The organism is Nocardia yamanashiensis NBRC 100130 (genome assembly GCF_001613325.1).
Lineage (GTDB): Bacteria > Actinomycetota > Actinomycetes > Mycobacteriales > Mycobacteriaceae > Nocardia > Nocardia yamanashiensis.
Genome location: NZ_BDCD01000016.1, coordinates 160,245 through 177,899, shown reverse-complemented (window position 1 = coordinate 177,899; position 17,655 = coordinate 160,245). Strand labels below are relative to the sequence as shown.

General features: G+C 68.3%; 15 protein-coding genes and 1 pseudogene. 3 read left to right on the top strand and 13 right to left on the bottom strand.

What is annotated here, in order from left to right; all coding sequences use genetic code 11:
• Positions 1-88 precede the first annotated feature (88 nt).
• Entirely contained in the window at positions 89-1,045 is a 957-nt protein-coding gene (locus NY1_RS17515) for an SDR family NAD(P)-dependent oxidoreductase (protein ID WP_067714012.1), read from the top strand.
• 34 nt (positions 1,046-1,079) lie between these two features.
• Here the strand turns inward: NY1_RS17515 and NY1_RS17510 are convergent, their stop codons facing one another.
• The gene (locus NY1_RS17510; protein WP_067714009.1) at positions 1,080-2,405 is read right to left on the bottom strand and encodes a cryptochrome/photolyase family protein; all 1,326 of its coding nucleotides are present in this window, start codon (positions 2,403-2,405) and stop codon (positions 1,080-1,082) included.
• A 304-nt stretch (positions 2,406-2,709) separates the two neighbouring features.
• Here NY1_RS17510 and NY1_RS17505 point away from each other — a divergent pair, with 304 nt between their 5' ends.
• Positions 2,710-3,780, top strand: coding sequence for a polyprenyl synthetase family protein (locus NY1_RS17505; RefSeq protein ID WP_067714500.1), 1,071 nt, complete (start codon positions 2,710-2,712; stop codon positions 3,778-3,780).
• Between the two features lie 6 nt (positions 3,781-3,786).
• Here NY1_RS17505 and NY1_RS17500 read toward each other — a convergent pair whose 3' ends face one another.
• The 3 genes from NY1_RS17500 to NY1_RS17490 form a co-directional block, all read right to left on the bottom strand.
• Positions 3,787-4,359 carry a TetR/AcrR family transcriptional regulator gene (locus tag NY1_RS17500; RefSeq protein ID WP_169815362.1) on the bottom strand — a complete coding sequence of 191 codons (573 nt, stop codon included), beginning with the start codon at positions 4,357-4,359 and terminating at the stop codon, positions 3,787-3,789.
• Positions 4,360-4,444: 85 nt separating this feature from the next.
• Entirely contained in the window at positions 4,445-5,074 is a 630-nt protein-coding gene (locus NY1_RS17495) for a GNAT family N-acetyltransferase (RefSeq protein ID WP_157762296.1), read from the bottom strand.
• Between the two features lie 71 nt (positions 5,075-5,145).
• Positions 5,146-6,438: a DUF1576 domain-containing protein gene (locus tag NY1_RS17490; RefSeq protein WP_157762295.1), complete on the bottom strand. Its 1,293-nt coding sequence runs from the start codon at positions 6,436-6,438 to the stop codon at positions 5,146-5,148.
• Positions 6,439-6,610: 172 nt separating this feature from the next.
• Between NY1_RS17490 and NY1_RS17485 the strand changes: the two genes are divergently transcribed.
• The gene (locus NY1_RS17485; protein WP_067714000.1) at positions 6,611-7,378 is read left to right on the top strand and encodes a CPBP family glutamic-type intramembrane protease; all 768 of its coding nucleotides are present in this window, start codon (positions 6,611-6,613) and stop codon (positions 7,376-7,378) included.
• Positions 7,379-7,421: 43 nt separating this feature from the next.
• On the opposite strand, the gene NY1_RS17480 is transcribed toward NY1_RS17485, so the two are convergent.
• The 9 genes and pseudogenes from NY1_RS17480 to NY1_RS17445 form a co-directional block, all read right to left on the bottom strand.
• The gene (locus tag NY1_RS17480) at positions 7,422-8,246 is read right to left on the bottom strand and encodes a hypothetical protein (protein ID WP_067713997.1); all 825 of its coding nucleotides are present in this window, start codon (positions 8,244-8,246) and stop codon (positions 7,422-7,424) included.
• A 114-nt stretch (positions 8,247-8,360) separates the two neighbouring features.
• Positions 8,361-8,606 (bottom strand): annotated as a pseudogene (locus tag NY1_RS42090) (GNAT family N-acetyltransferase); the annotation flags it as partial.
• A gap of 302 nt (positions 8,607-8,908) precedes the next feature.
• Positions 8,909-9,211, bottom strand: coding sequence for a LapA family protein (locus tag NY1_RS42085; RefSeq protein WP_233434366.1), 303 nt, complete (start codon positions 9,209-9,211; stop codon positions 8,909-8,911).
• Positions 9,212-9,370: 159 nt separating this feature from the next.
• Positions 9,371-11,566 (bottom strand): MMPL family transporter, encoded by a 2,196-nt coding sequence (locus NY1_RS17470; RefSeq protein WP_067713994.1) that lies wholly within the window; start codon positions 11,564-11,566, stop codon positions 9,371-9,373.
• 108 nt (positions 11,567-11,674) lie between these two features.
• The gene (gene mhpA, locus NY1_RS17465; RefSeq protein WP_067713991.1) at positions 11,675-13,231 is read right to left on the bottom strand and encodes a bifunctional 3-(3-hydroxy-phenyl)propionate/3-hydroxycinnamic acid hydroxylase MhpA; all 1,557 of its coding nucleotides are present in this window, start codon (positions 13,229-13,231) and stop codon (positions 11,675-11,677) included.
• Positions 13,228-13,584 carry a DoxX family protein gene (locus NY1_RS17460; protein ID WP_067713989.1) on the bottom strand — a complete coding sequence of 119 codons (357 nt, stop codon included), beginning with the start codon at positions 13,582-13,584 and terminating at the stop codon, positions 13,228-13,230. The genes mhpA and NY1_RS17460 overlap by 4 nt, the downstream gene beginning before the upstream one ends.
• Positions 13,581-15,530, bottom strand: a complete 1,950-nt coding sequence (locus tag NY1_RS17455) for an acyl-CoA synthetase (protein WP_067713986.1) — start codon at positions 15,528-15,530, stop codon at positions 13,581-13,583. The genes NY1_RS17460 and NY1_RS17455 overlap by 4 nt, the downstream gene beginning before the upstream one ends.
• The gene (locus tag NY1_RS17450) at positions 15,527-16,465 is read right to left on the bottom strand and encodes a fumarylacetoacetate hydrolase family protein (protein WP_067713984.1); all 939 of its coding nucleotides are present in this window, start codon (positions 16,463-16,465) and stop codon (positions 15,527-15,529) included. The genes NY1_RS17455 and NY1_RS17450 overlap by 4 nt, the downstream gene beginning before the upstream one ends.
• On the bottom strand, positions 16,462-17,595 hold the full coding sequence (locus NY1_RS17445; RefSeq protein WP_067713981.1) for a VOC family protein: 1,134 nt from the start codon (positions 17,593-17,595) through the stop codon (positions 16,462-16,464). The genes NY1_RS17450 and NY1_RS17445 overlap by 4 nt, the downstream gene beginning before the upstream one ends.
• Positions 17,596-17,655 lie beyond the last annotated feature (60 nt).

Genomic DNA, 17,655 nt, shown 5'->3' with positions numbered 1-17,655 from the left:
GCAATCGATGCACAAACGATGCAACGTTTTGGTGAAACGAACTCACCGATCGCCGCATCGCCCCGTCCCATCGCAGGAGAAGCGCGCCATGGCCGATTTGCCCACCGTCGTCGACACCGTTCTGGACCGCACCGTGGCGCTCGGCTACGGACGCCTCGGATTCCAGATCCGGAAGCGCTGGTGGGAGCCGCTGCCGCCGGACGCCCTGCGCGGCCGGACCGCGCTGGTCACCGGCGCGAATTCCGGGATCGGCAAGGCGATCGCGATGGGATTGGCGGGCCTGGGCGCGGCGGTGACCATGGCGGTCCGGGATCCGGCGCGCGGCGCGCTCGCGGCCGCGGACATCGTCGCCGCGGTACCGGACGCCCGGCTGACCGTCGAACTGTGCGACGTGTCCGATCTCTCGGACGTCTGGCGGTTCGCGGTCGATCAGCTCGATGCGGGCGACCGGCTCGACCTGCTGATCCACAATGCCGGGGTGCTGCCCGCCGCGCGCACGGAGAGTCCGCAGGGGCACGAAAGCTGTTTGGCCACCCACGTTCTCGGCCCCGTACTGCTCACCGAGCTGCTCGCTCCGGCGCTGGCCTGCGCCGAGGCCGGTCGCGTCATCACGGTGTCGTCGGGCGGTATGTACACCCAGCGGCTGCCGGTCGACGACTTCGAATACCGCAGCGGCGAGTATCGCGGCGCGACCGCGTACGCGCGCACCAAGCGCATGCAGGTGGCATTGACCCCGGTGCAGGCCGAACGCTATGCCGGACAGGGGATCTCGGTGCACTGCATGCATCCGGGCTGGGTCGACACCCCGGGCGTCGCGGCCTCGCTGCCGAGGTTCCGGGCACTGACGGGTCCACTGCTGCGCACCCCGGCCGAAGGCGCCGACACCGCGCTCTGGCTGGCCGCCACCGACGTGCCCTCGGGCCGCTTCTGGCACGATCGCCGGGCCCGGCCCGAGCACTACCTGCCCTGGACCCGCGAAACGCCGGCCGACCGCGAGCGGCTGTGGCACTGGTGCGCTGCCGCGGCCGGGGTGCCGGTGGGCTGAATCCCGTTCGAATTCCGGTGCGGCCGAACGCTTCTCACATACCGTTGAATTCGACGATCGGCGGCGGATAGTCACCGCTGAGCATGCCCGCCCGCCACGGCCGGTGGATCTCCGCGCCCGGCAGCCCGGCGAGCTCGGGCAGCCAGCGCCGCACGTAATCGCCGTCCGGATCGAAGCGTTCGGCCTGCCGCAGCGGATTGAGCACCCGGCTGGAGCGGGTGTCGGTGCCGGTGCCGGCCATCCACTGCCAGTTCATCCGATTGTTGGCGATATCGCCGTCCACCAGCCAGCGCTCGAAATGCCGGGCGCCGATGCGCCAATCGATGCGCAGGGTCTTGACCAGGAAGCTGGCCGCGATCAAGCGCGCCCGTCCCGGCATCCAGCCCTGCTCCGTGAGTTGCCGCATGCCCGCGTCGACCATGGGCAGGCCGGTGCGGCCGGCTTTCCAGGCGGCGACCGCGTGCGAATCGCGCTGCCACGGTTCGAACGCGGGCCGGTAGTCCTCGACGGCGACTTCGGGGCGATCGGCCAGGACCTGGTGATAGAAGTCGCGCCAGGCGATCTGCCGGACGAAGGCGAGACCGCCCGGATCGGTGGCGTCGGTGCGGTGGACGACCTCCGCGGCGGACAGGCAGCCGAAGTGCAGGTAGGGCGAGAGACCGGAGGTGCCGTCATGCGCGGGCAGGTCCTTGGTCGCCTCGTACTGCCGGACGGGACCGGACAGCCACTGCGCGAGCAGTTTCCGGCCGGTGGTCTCGCCGCCGACGGCCAGCGACGGGGAACCGGGATCGGCGCACAGTTCGCCCGGAGCGGGGAGCTCCGCGCTCTCGACGGCCGGCACGGTCAGCGCTTTCGGGGCGGCGAGCGGGCGGCGCATGGGCGTATCGAGCCAGCGGCGAAAGTACGGGGTGAAGATCGCGTAGTGGGTGCGGCCGGTGTCCGGACGGAGCGCGGTCGCATCGACCGCGGTGATCGATGCCGGGTGCAGGCGCAGGTCACAGCGGATCTCGGCGAGCCGGTCCCGCAGCGCCGCCGAGCGTTCCACGCTGTAGCTGGTGACATCGGCCGCCAGGTGCACCCGGTGCGCTCGCACCTCGCGCGCGACCTGGGCGACCACCTCGGCGATCCGGCCGCGCCGCACGATCAGCCGTCCGCCGCGCGACCGCAGTTCGGCATCGAGCTCGGACAGGGCGGCGACGAGGAACCGCATCCGGTTCGGTGCGTGGCGGACCTTGTCGAGCAGTTCGGTATCGAGCACGAACAGCGGCACCACCGCGTCACCATCCGCGCAGGCGGCCGTCAGCACCGGGTTGTCGTGCACGCGCAGGTCTCGGGTGAACAGTGCGATGGATGCGGTCATACACCACCATAAACACATATCGATTCACAATCGATGCAATGTCGGGTATGTCGCACCTACTTTTCACACCAACCGGGAGCCGGCATTCAAACCGCCGCCGTTTCAAACACGCTGCGGCACAAGCGCTCCGAACCGGTGAAACGGGTCCGGCCACCACTGTTGGCCCATGTTCGAGCTTTACCACCCATCGAATCCGCCATTACACTCTCTTTAAGCTCCCCCTCCGGCCGGTTCGACTCGGCAGCGGAATGCTCTGGTGCGCAACCCCTTGGAAGCAGTTCGACGCGCAGGAATGGAGACGGTGATGAGCGTGACCACGGCGATCGACTCCCCCACGACCCCGGCGGTCGTCCGCGAACGAGTGGACGCGGCGCTGCACGAATACCTGGACCGCAAAGCCGAATCCGCCGCCGCCCGCCGCCTGCCCAGAGACCTGGTCGACACCGTGCGGTCGTTCCTGTTCGGCGCCGGGGCGCGCCGGCACGCCCTGTTCTGCGTACTCGGCTGGCAGGCGGGCGGCGGCGCCGGACTCCCCGAACGGGTGGTGCGCGGTGCCGCGGCGGTCGAACTGCTGCAGGCCGCGACCCGCATCCAGGACGACATGCTGCAGGGCGTCGGCATCCGCAATGGACGGCCGACCGTGCACCACACCGTGGCCGACCGTTGCCGGGGCGCCCGCGGCTGGACGCCGCCGGAGCGGTTGGGTGCGCGCGCCGCGGTCATCATCGGCGATTGCGGTCTCGCGTGGGCGCAGGAGTTGTTGCACAGCGCCGGGGCCGAGGACGGCGGTGCGGCGGCGGTGTTCGATGCCATGCGCACCGACTTCGGCTATGCGCGCTATCTCGAATTGCTGACCACCGGCCGGCCGTCCGCGGACCTCGAACAGGCTTGGGAGATCATCCATTTCCGGCAGGTCGCGTGCGGGGTCGAGCATCCCCTGCACCTGGGCGCGCGGCTGGCCGGGGCCGATCGCGAGGTGCTGACGGCACTGTCGGACTATGCCCGTCCGGTCGGCGAAGCGTTCGGGTTGCGCGCCGAACTCGACGGTGTTTTCGGGCACCCGGATACCGGTTCGGGCGATCTGCGAGATGGGAAGCACACCGTGCTGCTGGCGCTGGCACTGCGGCAGGCCGAGCCGGTGCAGCAGGAACGGCTGCGCGGTCTGGCCGGGAACCCGCGCCTGGATGAGCACGATTCCGCGGACTGTCGCGAAATCATTTCGGCGACAGCGCTTTCCACGGTGCAGGAGTTGATAGGCGACCGTCGATCGACGGCCGCGGCGGTGCTGGAGGGCGCGCCGTTTCCACCGTCCACGACGGCGGCGCTGCGTGAAATCGCCTCCGCCATTCCGGATTTCCGGCAGCGCCTGCCCTGATCGCCGCTAGGCCGAGCCGCCCGCGCGCGCCAATCGCACGCCGGCGAGCCCCGTCCAGCACAATCCGGCGGTCGTGGCGACGGCATCGGGCTTGGGCAGGGGCTTGCCGGTGATCGCCCAATGCCGAGCACAGGACTGCGCGATGGCCACCACCTCCGCCGCGATCAGCCAGCCGTGCTCGGCGCGCGCCAACGGCTGCGCCGCCGAGGCTTGCAACAGCGCCCCGGTGCAGATCGCGGTGGCCTGGCGGGCCATGCGCTGGGCCGAAGGTTCCTCGGCCACCGCGGCATCGGCCAGCAGGGCGGCGCTGCGCGGATGGGCATCGGCGAAATCGAAGATGGCGGCCACCATCGCCTCGGTGACCGCCTGCATGCCCTCGGCGGACACCAGCGCGGCGGCGAGCGTCTCCTCCAGCACCTGCACGGCCTCGTGCAGCACCGCCAGATACAGCTCCAGCTTGCTCGAGAACGACTTGTACAAAACCGGTTTGCTGATCCCCGCGCGGCAGGCGATCTCGTCCATGCTGGCGGCGCGATAACCGCAGGCAGCAAACAGTCCGGCCGCTGCGGCCAGGATCACCCGCTGACGCTCCCGATTAGCTCGGGCCCTCGGCCTGTTCACCACGAGACCACCTCCTCGGCCCCTCACAGTACAGTCGGCCGGCTCACGACGTGCCGGCCGCGGACCGCATCAACCACACCCTGGGGCCTTTGCCCGGTAAATCCAGTACCCCGCTCACCGCGAATCCGAACCGCTCGAAGTACGGGACGTCGCCCGCATTGGCCGTTTCCAGATGCGCGGCCACGCCTTCGTTCCGGCAGCGCTCCAGCCCGTATTCGACGAGCGCGGCCCCGTATCCGCGGCCGCGCGCGTGCTCGGCGGTGCCGACCGCCAGCAAATGCCAGTGCGGCTCCTCCACATTCGCTTGCCAGATCAGTGTCGTGGCCTTCATGGCCCGGCGTACTCGAAACCCATAGGCCAACCTGGTATTCACCCGGTCCAACCAGCCGGCCCGCGGCGGTAGTCGATGCGGGTTGGCCCACAGCGCACCCGCGACCACCCGGCCGGTCGCCTCGGACACCACATCGACCCCATCGCCCGCGGCCCGTATCCCTCGCGCCGAAGCCCCGAACACCCTCCGCAACTGCCACTCCCGCACCCGCTCCGCCGGATGCGTCCACTGCGCCAGCCCATCGCCTTCGAACGCCGCCCCCAGCAACCGTGCAACCCCCACGAAATCCCCCGGCTCGCCACGCCGCACAACGCTCCCACATCGCTGCCCGAATTCACTCACCCGGCAATGCTATTGCCTGCCAACACACTCAGCGGTACGGATCGTGAGAGCTGGTCCACGGGCTGCGGGGGTCAGGCCGCCGGAACCGGTTCCTCGGGGCGGCCGGCGGTGCGGCGCGGGTGTGCGAGGAAGGCCGCGATCGGCGCCACCACCGCCGCGACGAAGCCTGCGGCAAACCCGTTGCCGTACAGGTTGAGTCCGGCCACCAGGGCGCCGGTCACCTGGGCGGTGGAGGCGTGGAAGAAACCGGCCACCACACCCCAGTGCGGGCCGAATCGGCCGGCGATCGGCGCCAGACAGGTGCCGTACAGCGCGGCCCAGATCAGACCCGGGTCGGTCAGTTCGAAAGGCTTCAGCAAGCCCGCGAGCACGACGCCCGCGACGATCGGCACGATATTGAGCGCGTGCTTGCCGCAGGCGCCGAACCCCATGACGCTCAGGATCCCCGCCACCACAGGGCCGTTCAGGTGTGCGCCGATGACGAATACGTACCCGGTTGCCAGCGCGCCGATCACCGCCATGTTGAGCAGTACGGCGGCCGGGCCATCGCCGGTGAGGAAGTCCGAGGGTGCGCGACCGTCGCGGCGCAGCAATCGCCGGTAGTTGCGCCAGGGCGAGCGATCGCACAGGAACGCGGAAATCAGTGTGGCGCCGAGGATCACCATCAGCAGGATCGCCAGCGGACCGTCATTGCCGGAGGTCCACACCATTTCCGGTTGCGGGCGCAGCCCGAAGGCCCGGTACACCGAGACCACCACCGCCCCGACCACGCCGGCGACGAATCCCATGTTGTAGAGACTGAATCCGGCATGTGTATGGAAAAGCCGCTGCGCCACCGCCGGCACCACGAACCCGATGAGCACCGAAGTGCCCACCCCGAGCACCAGTCCCGCCCACATCGGCAACCTGGTGGTGAAAGCCAGCACCGAGAAGATCGGCGACAGTGCCGTGGCGAAGAACGCCGTCGACACGTGATCGGCCAGCCGATCCCCACGCACCCACGCGTACAGGGCAACTCCCAGCAACACGGGCCAGATATTGAACAGCGTCTTGCCGTACAGCGCAGTCCCGAGCACCAGCAATAGGCACGCCACCGCCGCACCGTCCACAGCCGCCCCGGTAACCCGATAAATCGCGCAGGCCACCAACGCCACCAGCCCGGCCTGCACGAACGCTCCCCCGAGCCCACCGACCCCCACGAAATCGGTGATCACCTGATCCCGGGCGAACACGATATCGCCGATCCCATGCAGCACATCATCAGGAGCATCGACGACAAACCCGAAAACCGCGAACGCCAGCGACATTCCCACAATGAGCAGAAACAGCGCCCGCTGACCATTCCGGTCCTCGATACTCGCCAACGTTCCCCTTCCTCCGCCCGGACGGGTGATAACGCATTCCCGGCCATCTTCGCCGCTGCGACCGCACCCATTGCGGATTGAGGCCGCGAAACGCGGCAGACCCGCCAACGAGTGGCGGAATCGAGTTGGCTGATGGTTCGGCCCCGATCGGCTGGTGCGGCAAGCTGGGGCGATGAGTTCCGAGGCCGATTCCAGGCGGCGTCCGCTGTTGTTCCTGGTGCTCGTCACCGCGATGTCGTTGCCGTTCTTCGTCTTGGGCGCATTCGTCGACAGCGTGCGGGTAGGCGCGCTGGGTTTGCCCGCCAGCGCGTTGATGTTCCTGGTGCCGGTACTCGCGGCGGTGTTCCTCGTATTTCGGGACGAGGGCGGGACTGCGGTGTGGGTGCTGTTGCGGCGTGCGTTCGACTATTCGGCCGCACCGCATCCGGCGTGGTATCTGGCGGCGGTGGGCTTGCCACTGGCCGCTGGTGGCGCGGCGTATGGGGTTGCCCACATGCTCGACGCGGCCGGTGGGAGTATTCCGATTGCCTTGGCGGCACTGCCTTTCGTGGTGATCGCGACCTGGTTCGCGGCGACGTGCGAGGAACTGGGATGGACGGGTTACGCGACCGATCCGCTGCAACGGCGGTGGGGATCGGCAGCGACCGGCATTGGTCTCGGAATCTATTGGGCGGTCTGGCATCTGGTGCCACTGCTCCAGGTCGGGCACGGGATCTGGTGGATCGCCGGGTGGTTCGGCGGCACCGTCGCCGCGCGAATTCTGATCATCCGGCTGCACAACCGAACCGGGCATGGGGTGCTGGCCGCGATCCTGTTTCACGCCACGCTGAACGTGACGGCCGTGGTGACACCGGACTACGACAAGCCGATCATTCCGATTCTCAGCGGAGCGCTGCTGGCTCTCGCCGCGTCGGCGGCCCTTTTTCGCCGCACCACGTGAGGTGCGTGGGCCGCCGACGCTGCTACAGGAGATCCGAGGGCCTTCAGTGTTTCAGGAGGGCGTCCTGCAAGGCGGTGGCCGCGTTGGTCTGCCCCTGTTTCAACAGGCCCTCGATCGCACGTTCCAGCGGATCGCCGGTGGCTTTGGGCCCGGCGCTGAGGATCGCGACGTCGATCAGGCGTTGATCGGCGAATCCGGTGACCCCGCTTTCACCGGACTTGCGCACGTTCACCGGAGGCAACCGCACCGCACTCGGTTTCGCGGCCGCGATGAGCATGTACCCGCCGGTCGAGAATCCGGTCAGGGTGCCCAGTGACCATTCCTCCAGCCGCCCCTGACTCGTCACCTTGATGCCGTAACCGGTCTGCACGCCCGCCTCCGCCTCGGTCGGCGTATCCGTGCGCTCCGGTCCCGGCATGACGCCGCCGAAGGTCTGGTAGACCAGGATATTGATCGCCTGTGTCGGGTCGGTGCCGCGGGTGATGATTACGTACTCACCCTTCTCGAGGTTGGCGAGTTGGGCTTCCTGCTTCTGCTGCGCCTGTTTCAAGTTGTTCGCCAGCCGCCGATTCTCGTTGTTCGCCAACGCCACGTCACACGCGGCGGCATCGACTTCCCATCGCTGCACCCGCGCCTTGGCCAGCCGGACCAGCTTGTTATAGGCATAGGCAACGTCTTGTTCGGTAAAGGTCTTCTCGGCGTCTTCGACGGCGACCTGAGTCACGAGGGTCAGCAACTTGTGTAGCGCCCCGGCCGATTTGGTGGGCGGATCGACTCTGTCCGCCAAGATCTTCGCCCCCTCCCTGAAGTCCTTCTGCGGGAAGGTCTCGGTGCTGCCGGATTTGGTGCGATCCGTAAGAACGAGCATGGCGTACTCCAGTGCCGATTCATGCAGGGACGCAATAAGTTTGCGCCGGTCCCCGAAGGGACACCGGCACTTTGAGAGCGGACATGCCGCGAGTGTGCGGACCGCCGGGTCCGCTTACCTCGAAACGATCTCTGCCCGTTGATCTCTCGGGTCGAGCGCACGTGTCATCCAGATCGAGGCGCCACGTTCGGGATCGGGGTCTACGCGTCCGCTGTGATCAAAGCCGAGCTTCTCCAGCACCCGCAACGAGGCAGTGTTCCATTCCCGCACCGTCGCCCACAACCGCCGCCGGCCGGTACGTTCAGCCGCCTCGACAACCGCGCGCCCCGCCTCGGTCGCGTAGCCGAACCCATGATGATCTCGGCCCGCTGATCGTCCGCTCGAGCAAGTAGGCGCAGATCACATTCAGCGCCTGAAGTGAACAAGTCACGCCCGGCTGTGCGGTCCATCCCAACGCATTGCCCGGCCGCGGGCCAGGAACTTACCCTTCAGTCAGATCCGCTACGCCTAATCACGAAGGGTGGTACACCATGGCAACGGTCATCCTCGCCGGGATTGCGACGGCAGGTGTCTTCGCCTTCTTCCATGACGGGAACAATATGGACTTCCGTGCCCGGGAGATCGCCGAATACCGCAGCCGGAAATAGGCTTCGGTCACGTCCTCACTGCCGCGCGGCGGCGGCCCGCCGGAGCTGCCAGATGCGGGCCCCGCCGGCTAGTGCCATGAGGAGGATGCCCGCGATCGCGGCGAAGAGCAGGGCGACGCCGAGCGGCCATTCGAAATCCCAGCCGAGGAACGAGATCACGACGCGCTGGGTGTTCTGCAGGATGAAGATCAATAGGACGATCAGCATCAGGGCGCCCGAGGCGAGGGCCAGCCAGACTCGGCCGGTTCTGGTGTGTTTGATCGGGGTCCGGGGGCGGGTGGTGGTTGCCCGTGGTGCGGCGGGCGGTGGCGCCGTCACCGGCGGTTCCGTCGGCGTCGTGGGTCTGCCGGGCGGCGTGAACGGTTCCGTGGGGGGCCGGGTCGCTCCGGTGGGCGGGGTGCGCGGTGGTTCCGGTGTGTTCGTCATGTACCCGACATACCCAGCAAATCCGAGAGCATGGGCGGCGTACCGGATGGATCAATGCGCCATGGATTCGGCCTTGGAGGCGAATCGGTTCTCGAGTTCTACTCCCTCTATGTCGAGGTCGGGGACGTAGCGGGCGAACCAGCGCGGGTGGTGCCACATGCGGGCGCCGATGAGCGCGGTGATCGCGGGGATGAGGGTGAGGCGGACGATGAAGGCGTCCAGCAGGACGCCGATGGCGAGGGTGAACGCCAGGGGGCGCACGATCGGGCTGTCGACGGTGGTGAAGGCGACGAAGACGGCGAACATGATCAGCGCGGCTGCCGTCACCACGCGGGCGGAGTGGGCGACGCCGTTCTGGACCGAGGTGATCGCGTCGCCGGTGCGGGTGAACTCCTCCTTGATGCGGGAGACGACGAAGATCTGGTAGTCGCTGGACAGGCCGAAGATGATGGCCAAGGTGATGATCGGCAGGAAGCTCAGCGTCTGTCCCTTGGGAAGATTGAAAATGCTTGCGCCCCAGCCCCATTGGAAGACCGCCACCTGCACGCCGAGGGAGGCGAAGACCGACAGGACGAATCCGGCGATGGAGGTGAGCGGCACCAGGATGGTGCGGAAGGCGATGGTCAGCAGCACCAGCGCCAAGCCGACGACCACCACCAGGAACACCGGCAGCGCTTCACCCAGCCGCTTGGAGGTGTCGATATTGGCGGCGGTGGTGCCGCCGACCAGATACGTTGCCCCAGTGCCGTTCTCGATGGCGGCCCGGTCGTCGCGCAGCCGGTTCACCAGGTCGTCGGTCGCGGAATCGGCGGGACCGGTCTTGGGCACGACCTGGATCAGCGCCATCCCGTTGTCCGCGGCCGCGGGCTGCACGACCGCGACGCCCGGCTCCTGCTGCAAGCGCCCGATCAATGTCTGCGCCGCATCGGGGGCGGCGTGCGAGAGATCGGCCACCACCAGCAGCGGGCCATTGAACCCTGCCCCGAACGACTCGCTCACCAGGTCGTAAGCCTTACGCGCGGTGCTCGATTCGGCTTCGGTCGCGCCACTGGGCAATCCGAGATCCATGCGGGTGGCCGGAATGGCCAGCACCGCCAGCACCGCGACGCCGGCCACCAGCAGCGGGACGCGGAATCGGGTGACGAACCGCCCCCAGGCGTGCCCGCAGGTGCGTTCGGGCTCGTAGGCGGCCAGGCGTGCCACCTGTTCGGGCTTGCCCGGCTGCAGCGGCGGGGTGATGAATTTGGCGACCAGACCGCCCGCGAACGACAGCAGGGCGGGCAGCAGCGTCAGGGCGACGAGCAGGGCCACCAGCACCGCGCCCGCCGCGGTCAGGCCCATGACGGTGAGGAACGGGATGCCCGCGACCGCCAGTCCGCACAGCGCGATGATGACGGTGACCGCGGCGAAGACCACCGAACTGCCCGCGGTGCCGACGGCCAGCGGAATCGATTCCGCCGCAGTCATTCCCAGCACGATGTGGTGACGGTGCCGGGACAGGATGAACAGCGCGTAGTCGATGCCGCACGACAGGCCCAGCATGAGCGCCAGCGAGGTCGCGGCCGAGGGGACGTCGACGAAGGCGGCGATACCGAGAATGCCGGTGAGCCCGATGCCCACGCCGACCAATGCGGTGACGATCGGCAGGCCGGCGGCGACGACCGCGCCGAAGGTGATCAGCAGAATGACGAAGGCCGCGACGATGCCGAGAATCTCAGGGGTGTGCGGGATTTCAGCGGAGAACCCCGGATAGACGGCACCGGCGAACTCCACCCGCAGCCCCGCGTCGCGTGCCTGATCCGCGACCCGGTTCACCGCGTCGAGGGTGCTCTGCTCGACCTCGCCGGCCGGCACCGCGAACTGCACACTGCCCAGCGCCACCCGCTGATCCGGTGACACCGCCCGCGACTGGAACGGGTCGACCACCGCCGCGACCTGCGGCAGCCCTTTCAAGCCGGCCATCACCTGTTCGATCTCGGCGCTCACCCGCTGATCGCTCACCTTGACCATGCCCGGCGTGGCGAAAACGACCTGCATCTGCGCGCCGCTGAAGGCGGGCAGCCGCTCCTGCAGCAGCGACACCGCGTCCTGCGATTCGGTGCCGGGGACAGTGAAATTGTCGTTGGTCTTGCCGCCCGTGCTCGCGGCGAACGTGATCGCGCCGACCAGCAGGACGACCCAGACCGCCAGCATCCACCAGCGGCGACGGGCCACGAACCGGCCCAGAGCGAACAGATAGCGAGACATGCGCTTCCTCCTACCCAGACATCGACAAGGGGTCTAGCGGTAGCGATCACGCATAATTTCGCTACCTTAACACTGGCTCTGACGGCATCGTCACGAGTGTCATTCGCATCAATCCGTGGCTTTCGGGGTTGGCGTGCCGGTCTGCGCCGGGCGGGTGCTCGGCGCGAAACTCGGCAGAGACGGCTGCAGATCCGACAGGGTTCTGCCGCAGGTCTGCACGGTGCCGTCGGGGCGGACGAGTACGGCGTCGGTGCGCCCGGCGCGGAGCCAGCGGTGCAGTGCGGTGCCGGGCGTGGCGTGCAACACCACACCGCCGCGTTGTTCGATGGGTGCGGTCTCGGCCGGTGATGGGACGGAAGTCGTGATGACGGCGTAGCGACCGGCGATGACGTCGTCCAGGCGGCCGCCGGCCAGGCGTTCGTTCGGAACCAGGCGTCCGGCCAGGCCTCGGCGCAGCGGTGGTGCGGCCACCAGTGCGGAGCGGTGTAGTGGCGGGGACTCTCCGCTGATGATCGTCCGGGTCAGTCCGGGCAGGCGGTGCAGGCGTGGAGCGAGCAGGCTGCGGAGCCGATTGCCCAGTTCTCCGCCCTCAGTCATGGTCAGGCCGGTGAGTTTGGCCAGGCGGATCATCGTGTGCGCGTGTGGTTTCCGCTCGGTTTCGTAGGTGCCGAGCACTGATTCCGGCAGTTCGCCGCGGAGCACCCCGGCGAGCTTCCAGCTGAGGTTGGCGGCATCGCGCAGGCCCGCGCCCATGCCCTGGCCGATGAACGGCGGGGTGAGGTGAGCGGCGTCGCCGAGCAGGAACACCCGCCCGGCGCGCCAGTGGTCGGCGAGTTGTGCGCGGAAGGTGTACTCCGCCACCCTGACCAGTTCCAGACCCTCGCGGTCGGCGTCGGACAGCCAGGGGGTCAGCAGCGGCCACAGGTGGGCGAGATCACGGTAGTCGTCGGCGGATTCGCTTGGCCGCAAACGGAATTCCCATCGATGGCGGGTTGTGCCGATGCGCATGTACGTCGCGGCTCGATTTGGATCGCACACCTGATGCACGCCGCCCCAATGTCCCGGATCGATCGTGGTCGCGAGGTCGACGACCAGCCAGCGCTGCTCGAATCGCAAGTCCCGCATGCGCGCGCCGATCGCGGTGCGCACCGGGCTGTTCGCGCCGTCGCAACCCAGCACGTAGCGGGCACGCACCGACTCTGCAATGCCGGTCGTGCGGTCTTCGAAATCCACTCGGACACAGTCTTTCTCGACCGTCAGACCGGTGGCTTCCACACCGCCGCGCAGCGAGACAGCCGGATACGACGCCAGATTGGCCCGCAACAGCGCCTCCAGCTCCGGCTGGTCGAACAGGTTGGCTTCGGGGAATCCGTTGCGGCCCCCGGCCGGATCGCGGTCGAATTGCGCCAGCACCCGGTGCCGTGGATCCACCAGTCGCAGCCCCAGGGCGGGCCGGGTGATCGCGTCGAATCCCGCGCCGATGCCGAGACGTTCCACGATCCGCCGGATCTCACCGTCGAGGTGGACGGCGCGCGGCTGCGGGTAGACGCCGTCCCATCGCTCCAGGACCAGCGATTCGATGCCGTACTGGGCGAGCAGCGTGGCCGCGGTGAGCCCGGACGGTCCCGCCCCGACGATCACTACAGGAATCGTCGGCGAAGTCATCGGGATCCGCCGGTCGACGTGGCCACGTAGGCCGCGGCGGCCAGCGCCGTGCCGACGGCGGGCGCGATTTCGGTTGCGCTGTCACCGTTTCGGAGATGGCTCGCGACCGCACCGGTCATCAAAAGCACCAGCCCGGTCCCGGCCGCCCGGCCGATCGCGGGGCGGACCGGTCCCAGCAGCAACCCACCTGCCGCGACCAGTTCTACCGCGCCGATGCCGCGATAAGCGGTGGTGGAGTAGCCGAGATGCGCCGCACGCTCACGCATCGACGCCACGCCCGCGACCTTGGCCGTGCCGAGGGCCAGGAATTCGGCCGCCAGCACGCCACCGAGTACCTTCGTCACGGTTTTCATTGCCGCACCTCGATTCTCGCGTCGATCGCATAGCGGCCCAGGATCGCCTCGACCGCGGACCGGTCGGCGGCAGAGTCCAGTACGACCGTGGCGACGATCGCACCGTCCGCCACCGCTGCTGCGATATCGGCCACCCCGGTGGCCTCGGCGAGTGCGTCGAGAAGTTCGCGGCGCGTGGCATCGGCGCGCAGGCCCAGCTTGTACGGCTTGCCGACATCGGTGACCGGCAGCGCCTCCAGAACGGTCACGGTTTTGGGCGCGGCGGCGCGCTCGGGTACTCGCTCGGCCGCCCACGCCACGAGCTCGTCCTCGGTGACGTCGGCACCGGCGGTCAGGGCGACATAGGCGACCGGAACCTCACCGGCGTGCACGTCCGGGCGGCCGACCGCCCCGGCGGCGCTGACCTGCGGGTGGCTCAGCAGTGCGTCCTCGATGCTCGCGGGATCGATATTGTGGCCGCCGCGAATGATGAGATCCTTTGCGCGACCATGCAAATGGATGAATCCGTCGGCGTCGATATGGGCCAGGTCGCCGGTACTCAGCCAGCCGTCGACCACGGCGCCCAGTCCGTCGAGGCGGTGGCCGTGTTCGTCGCGCCCGGTCACGTATCCGGCGAAAATCGTTGGGCCGCTGATGACCAGGACCCCCGTCTCCCCGGCGGGCAGGGTCTCCCACACCCCGTCTTCGGTCGTGCGAACCACCGCAACCTGCTGGTAGGGCATGCGCTGCCCGACCGCGCCGGGCCGGGGAACATCCGGGAAGCTGCGAGCGGAGGCGCACGTCGCCTCGGTGAGACCGTATCCCTCCACCAGCGTGACCCCGGTATGCAGCTCGAAGTTCTCACGCACCGCTACCGGCAGCGGGGACGCACCGACCATCGCGTAACGCAGGCTCGAGATGTCGGCGCCGATCGGACATTGCGCCAGCACCGCGTACACCGTCGGCACCGCACTCATCGTGGCAATCCGATAGTGCGCCACGATATTCCAGAACTCCGCGAAGAGCGTGAAGTCCCGATACCCCAGCGGACCGGCCCACACCACCTGCTGACCACGGAACAGCGGCGCGAGCAGCGTGACAACCAACGCGTTGACATGAAACAGCGGCAGCGCGGCGAAAACCACCGACCCCTCGTCGAGCAGCGAGTTGGCAGCGATCATCCACGCATTCGACACCTCCCCGGAATGCCGATGCGCCGCCAACTTCGGCACACCCGTCGTACCGCCGGTGTGAAACAGCGCCGCCAAATCCGATGCGGTCGGCAGCTCTCCCTGAAACTGGCTCGAATCCGCCTCGGCGGCAAGACTATCGAGGTAGCCGATCACGACACCGTCGATGCCCGGCAGGGGCAGCGACTCCAAGGCATTCGGTACCGAGTCCGGCGTCACGTTCGCCGCGGCGGCTGTCGGGCGCAATACCAGTAGCGCATCCAGCAGGCCGCGCGTGGCGAGTTCGCTTGCGGTGGTCCAGGTTTCGGGTGCGAGTTCTGGACCGGCGGTGATCAGGACACGCGCGCCCGAGCGGCGTAGCAGTTCGGCGATGTGCTCGGGCGATAGGCCGCCATTGATCGGCGCGGCTATACCTGCCAGTTGTGCGGCAAGGGTGGCGGGGATCAGGTCCGCGCAGTTGGGTGCGATCAGGGCGACTGCGTCGGTACGGCGCACGCCGAGGTCGTACAGGAGGTTCGCGTACCTGTGGACGTCGGCGAGCAGCTCGGAGTAGGTGCGCTGTAATGGCTCTCGCCACCGTGCGGCATCCGGTAGGACCGTTATCGCGGGGCGATCGGGCCACCGCGTCGCCGCGCGGACGAGCAGTGCGTAGGTCGATTCGGGCAGGCCGCGCGCCGCGAGCGGTATCGCTTCGATGGCGGCCAGGTCCTCGGGAGCGGTGTACCGGGGCCAGAGCAGGTCCTCGGCCGCGGTCTCGAGGGTGGGGTTGCTGGTCATCGGGCGTACCTCACGACCGTGCGCTGCCGGCCCAGGTCCAGGGCGCCGTCGTCGGTGCCGATCGTGGCCTCGACCACGTCCCCGTCCTTCAGGTACTTCGGATTCTTGGCCTGGCCTTGGAAGAACATCTTCCACTTGACCTTCGGCGGCAGCAGCGAGGCGATTATCTCCACCGGTTTGGGCGGGGCGCTGAGCGCGGTGCCGATCGGGGTGCCGGTGAGCAGTAGGTCCCCGGCGTCCATGCGCTGGAAGCGGGTCAGCGCGCGCAGCGTCTCGACCGGCCGGTAGATCATGTCCGCGACGGTCATATCCTGGCGCAGCTGGCCATTGACCCACAGCCGCAGCCGCAGATCCCCGAACCGCTTCAGCTCATCGGCGTCGAGCAGCACCAGCGCCGGGCCGACGGGGGTGAAGGTCGGATACGACTTCGCTTCGTAGAACTGGGTTTTCGGCAGCTGCACATCGCGCGCCGAGATGTCGTTGGTGACGACCAGGCCCGCGACATAGTCCGCGAGGTTCTCGGCCGAGACATCGGAGCCGACCGGCATTTCGCGACCGAACACGAGTCCGATCTCCACCTCGTAGTCGAGCAGCTGCACATGCGCGGGCCGGATGACGTCGTCATGGGGTCCGCTGATCGATCCGGATGTCTTGCGGAAGAACGTGAGCGGCACCGTCTCCGGATCCATCCCCGAATCCTTCACGTGGGAAGCGAAATTCGTCATCTGCGCCACCACCCGGCACGGCGCGGTCACCGGCGAGATCAGCGAAAGGCTCTCCACCGCCACGGTTTCCGCACCGGAGGCGGCCGCGTCGATCGCCGCACGATCGGCGAGCAGTTCCCGCGTGGTCGTCGCGGCGGTATCGATGCGGGCGGCGCCGGCGGGGGTCCGCACCCACCAGGCGTCGGCGGTGCGAAGAATGGATGTGCTCATGAATTGGCCACTTTCATCAGGCCGCGCAGGCGGCGGATATCGAATTCGTTGTCCTCGCGCAGCGCGTCGACGATCGAGCGCAACTCGCGCAGCGATTCGGCGCCGGGCTTGATGCCGAGGAAGTCCTTGGTCACGGGCGGACCCCATTGCGCCAGACCGGAAGCGCTCATCGGCGCCCAGCCCGGTTCGAGGGTGCAATCGAACATGTCGCCGTCACTGAAGTGCTCGACCATGAACCCGTCGGGATCGCGCCAGTAGTCGAAGATCTGGCTGCCCTGGATGTGCCGGCCTATCCCCCACGATCGGTGATAGCCCTGCTCGCGCAGGTATTCCCCGCCCGCGGCGAGCGCGTCCAGGTCGGCGACCTGATACGCCGAGTGCACGTACCGGTTCGACGGCCCCAGCGTCAGCGCGAGCGTGTGATGGTCGGCCGGCACCGAACCCCGGTCGCAGCGAATGAAACTCATGACCGGACCGCGCTCGCGCTGCCCGGGGTAATAGAGGAAGTCGCTGACGATCAGCCCCAGATTCCGCAGATACCAGTCGAGGGTTTCGCGGTATCGGGTCGACTGGATCACCACGTGCCCGAGCCGGCGCACGCGGGCCGGTGCGCGCAGCGGTCGCTGCGTGGCATTCACCCGCGTCACCTCGTCCCCGAAGTTGAACAGGTGCGGCCGCTGTCCCGGCAAGGCTTCCAGCTCGCGGGTCTCGGCGACCACCCGCACCCGCAGGCGGCTCGGATCCACCAGGTCGACGGTCAGCCCACCCAGCGACTCCGGCAACGGCTCGGCTCGCGTACCGGTCGCCCCGGCCAGTCGCAGCAGATCGGCGGAATCGGCGGCGCGAAAGGCCGGACCGACGAAGCGCGAGCGAGCGCCACGCCGGATGAGCACACAGGGTGAGCCCGGATCGGTCCCGCGCAATTGCAACTCGTAGGGCGTACGCGACGCGGTCGCGAATCCGAAGGCGTGCGCGAAAGTCTCCGCGCCGTCCAGGTCGGGTTTCTCGAACTCCAGCCACGCCAGGTCCAGCACCTTGATAACGGGATTGTTCGCCCGGCCCGGATGCTCACCCGCGTGCGCCCCGTGTTCGCTGTGCAGACCGCTGTGTACATCGTGATGGCCGCTCATCGACCACTCCCTTCCAGGTACTGACGATATCGTCACTTACGAGTGGTGAGTCAGTCAAGG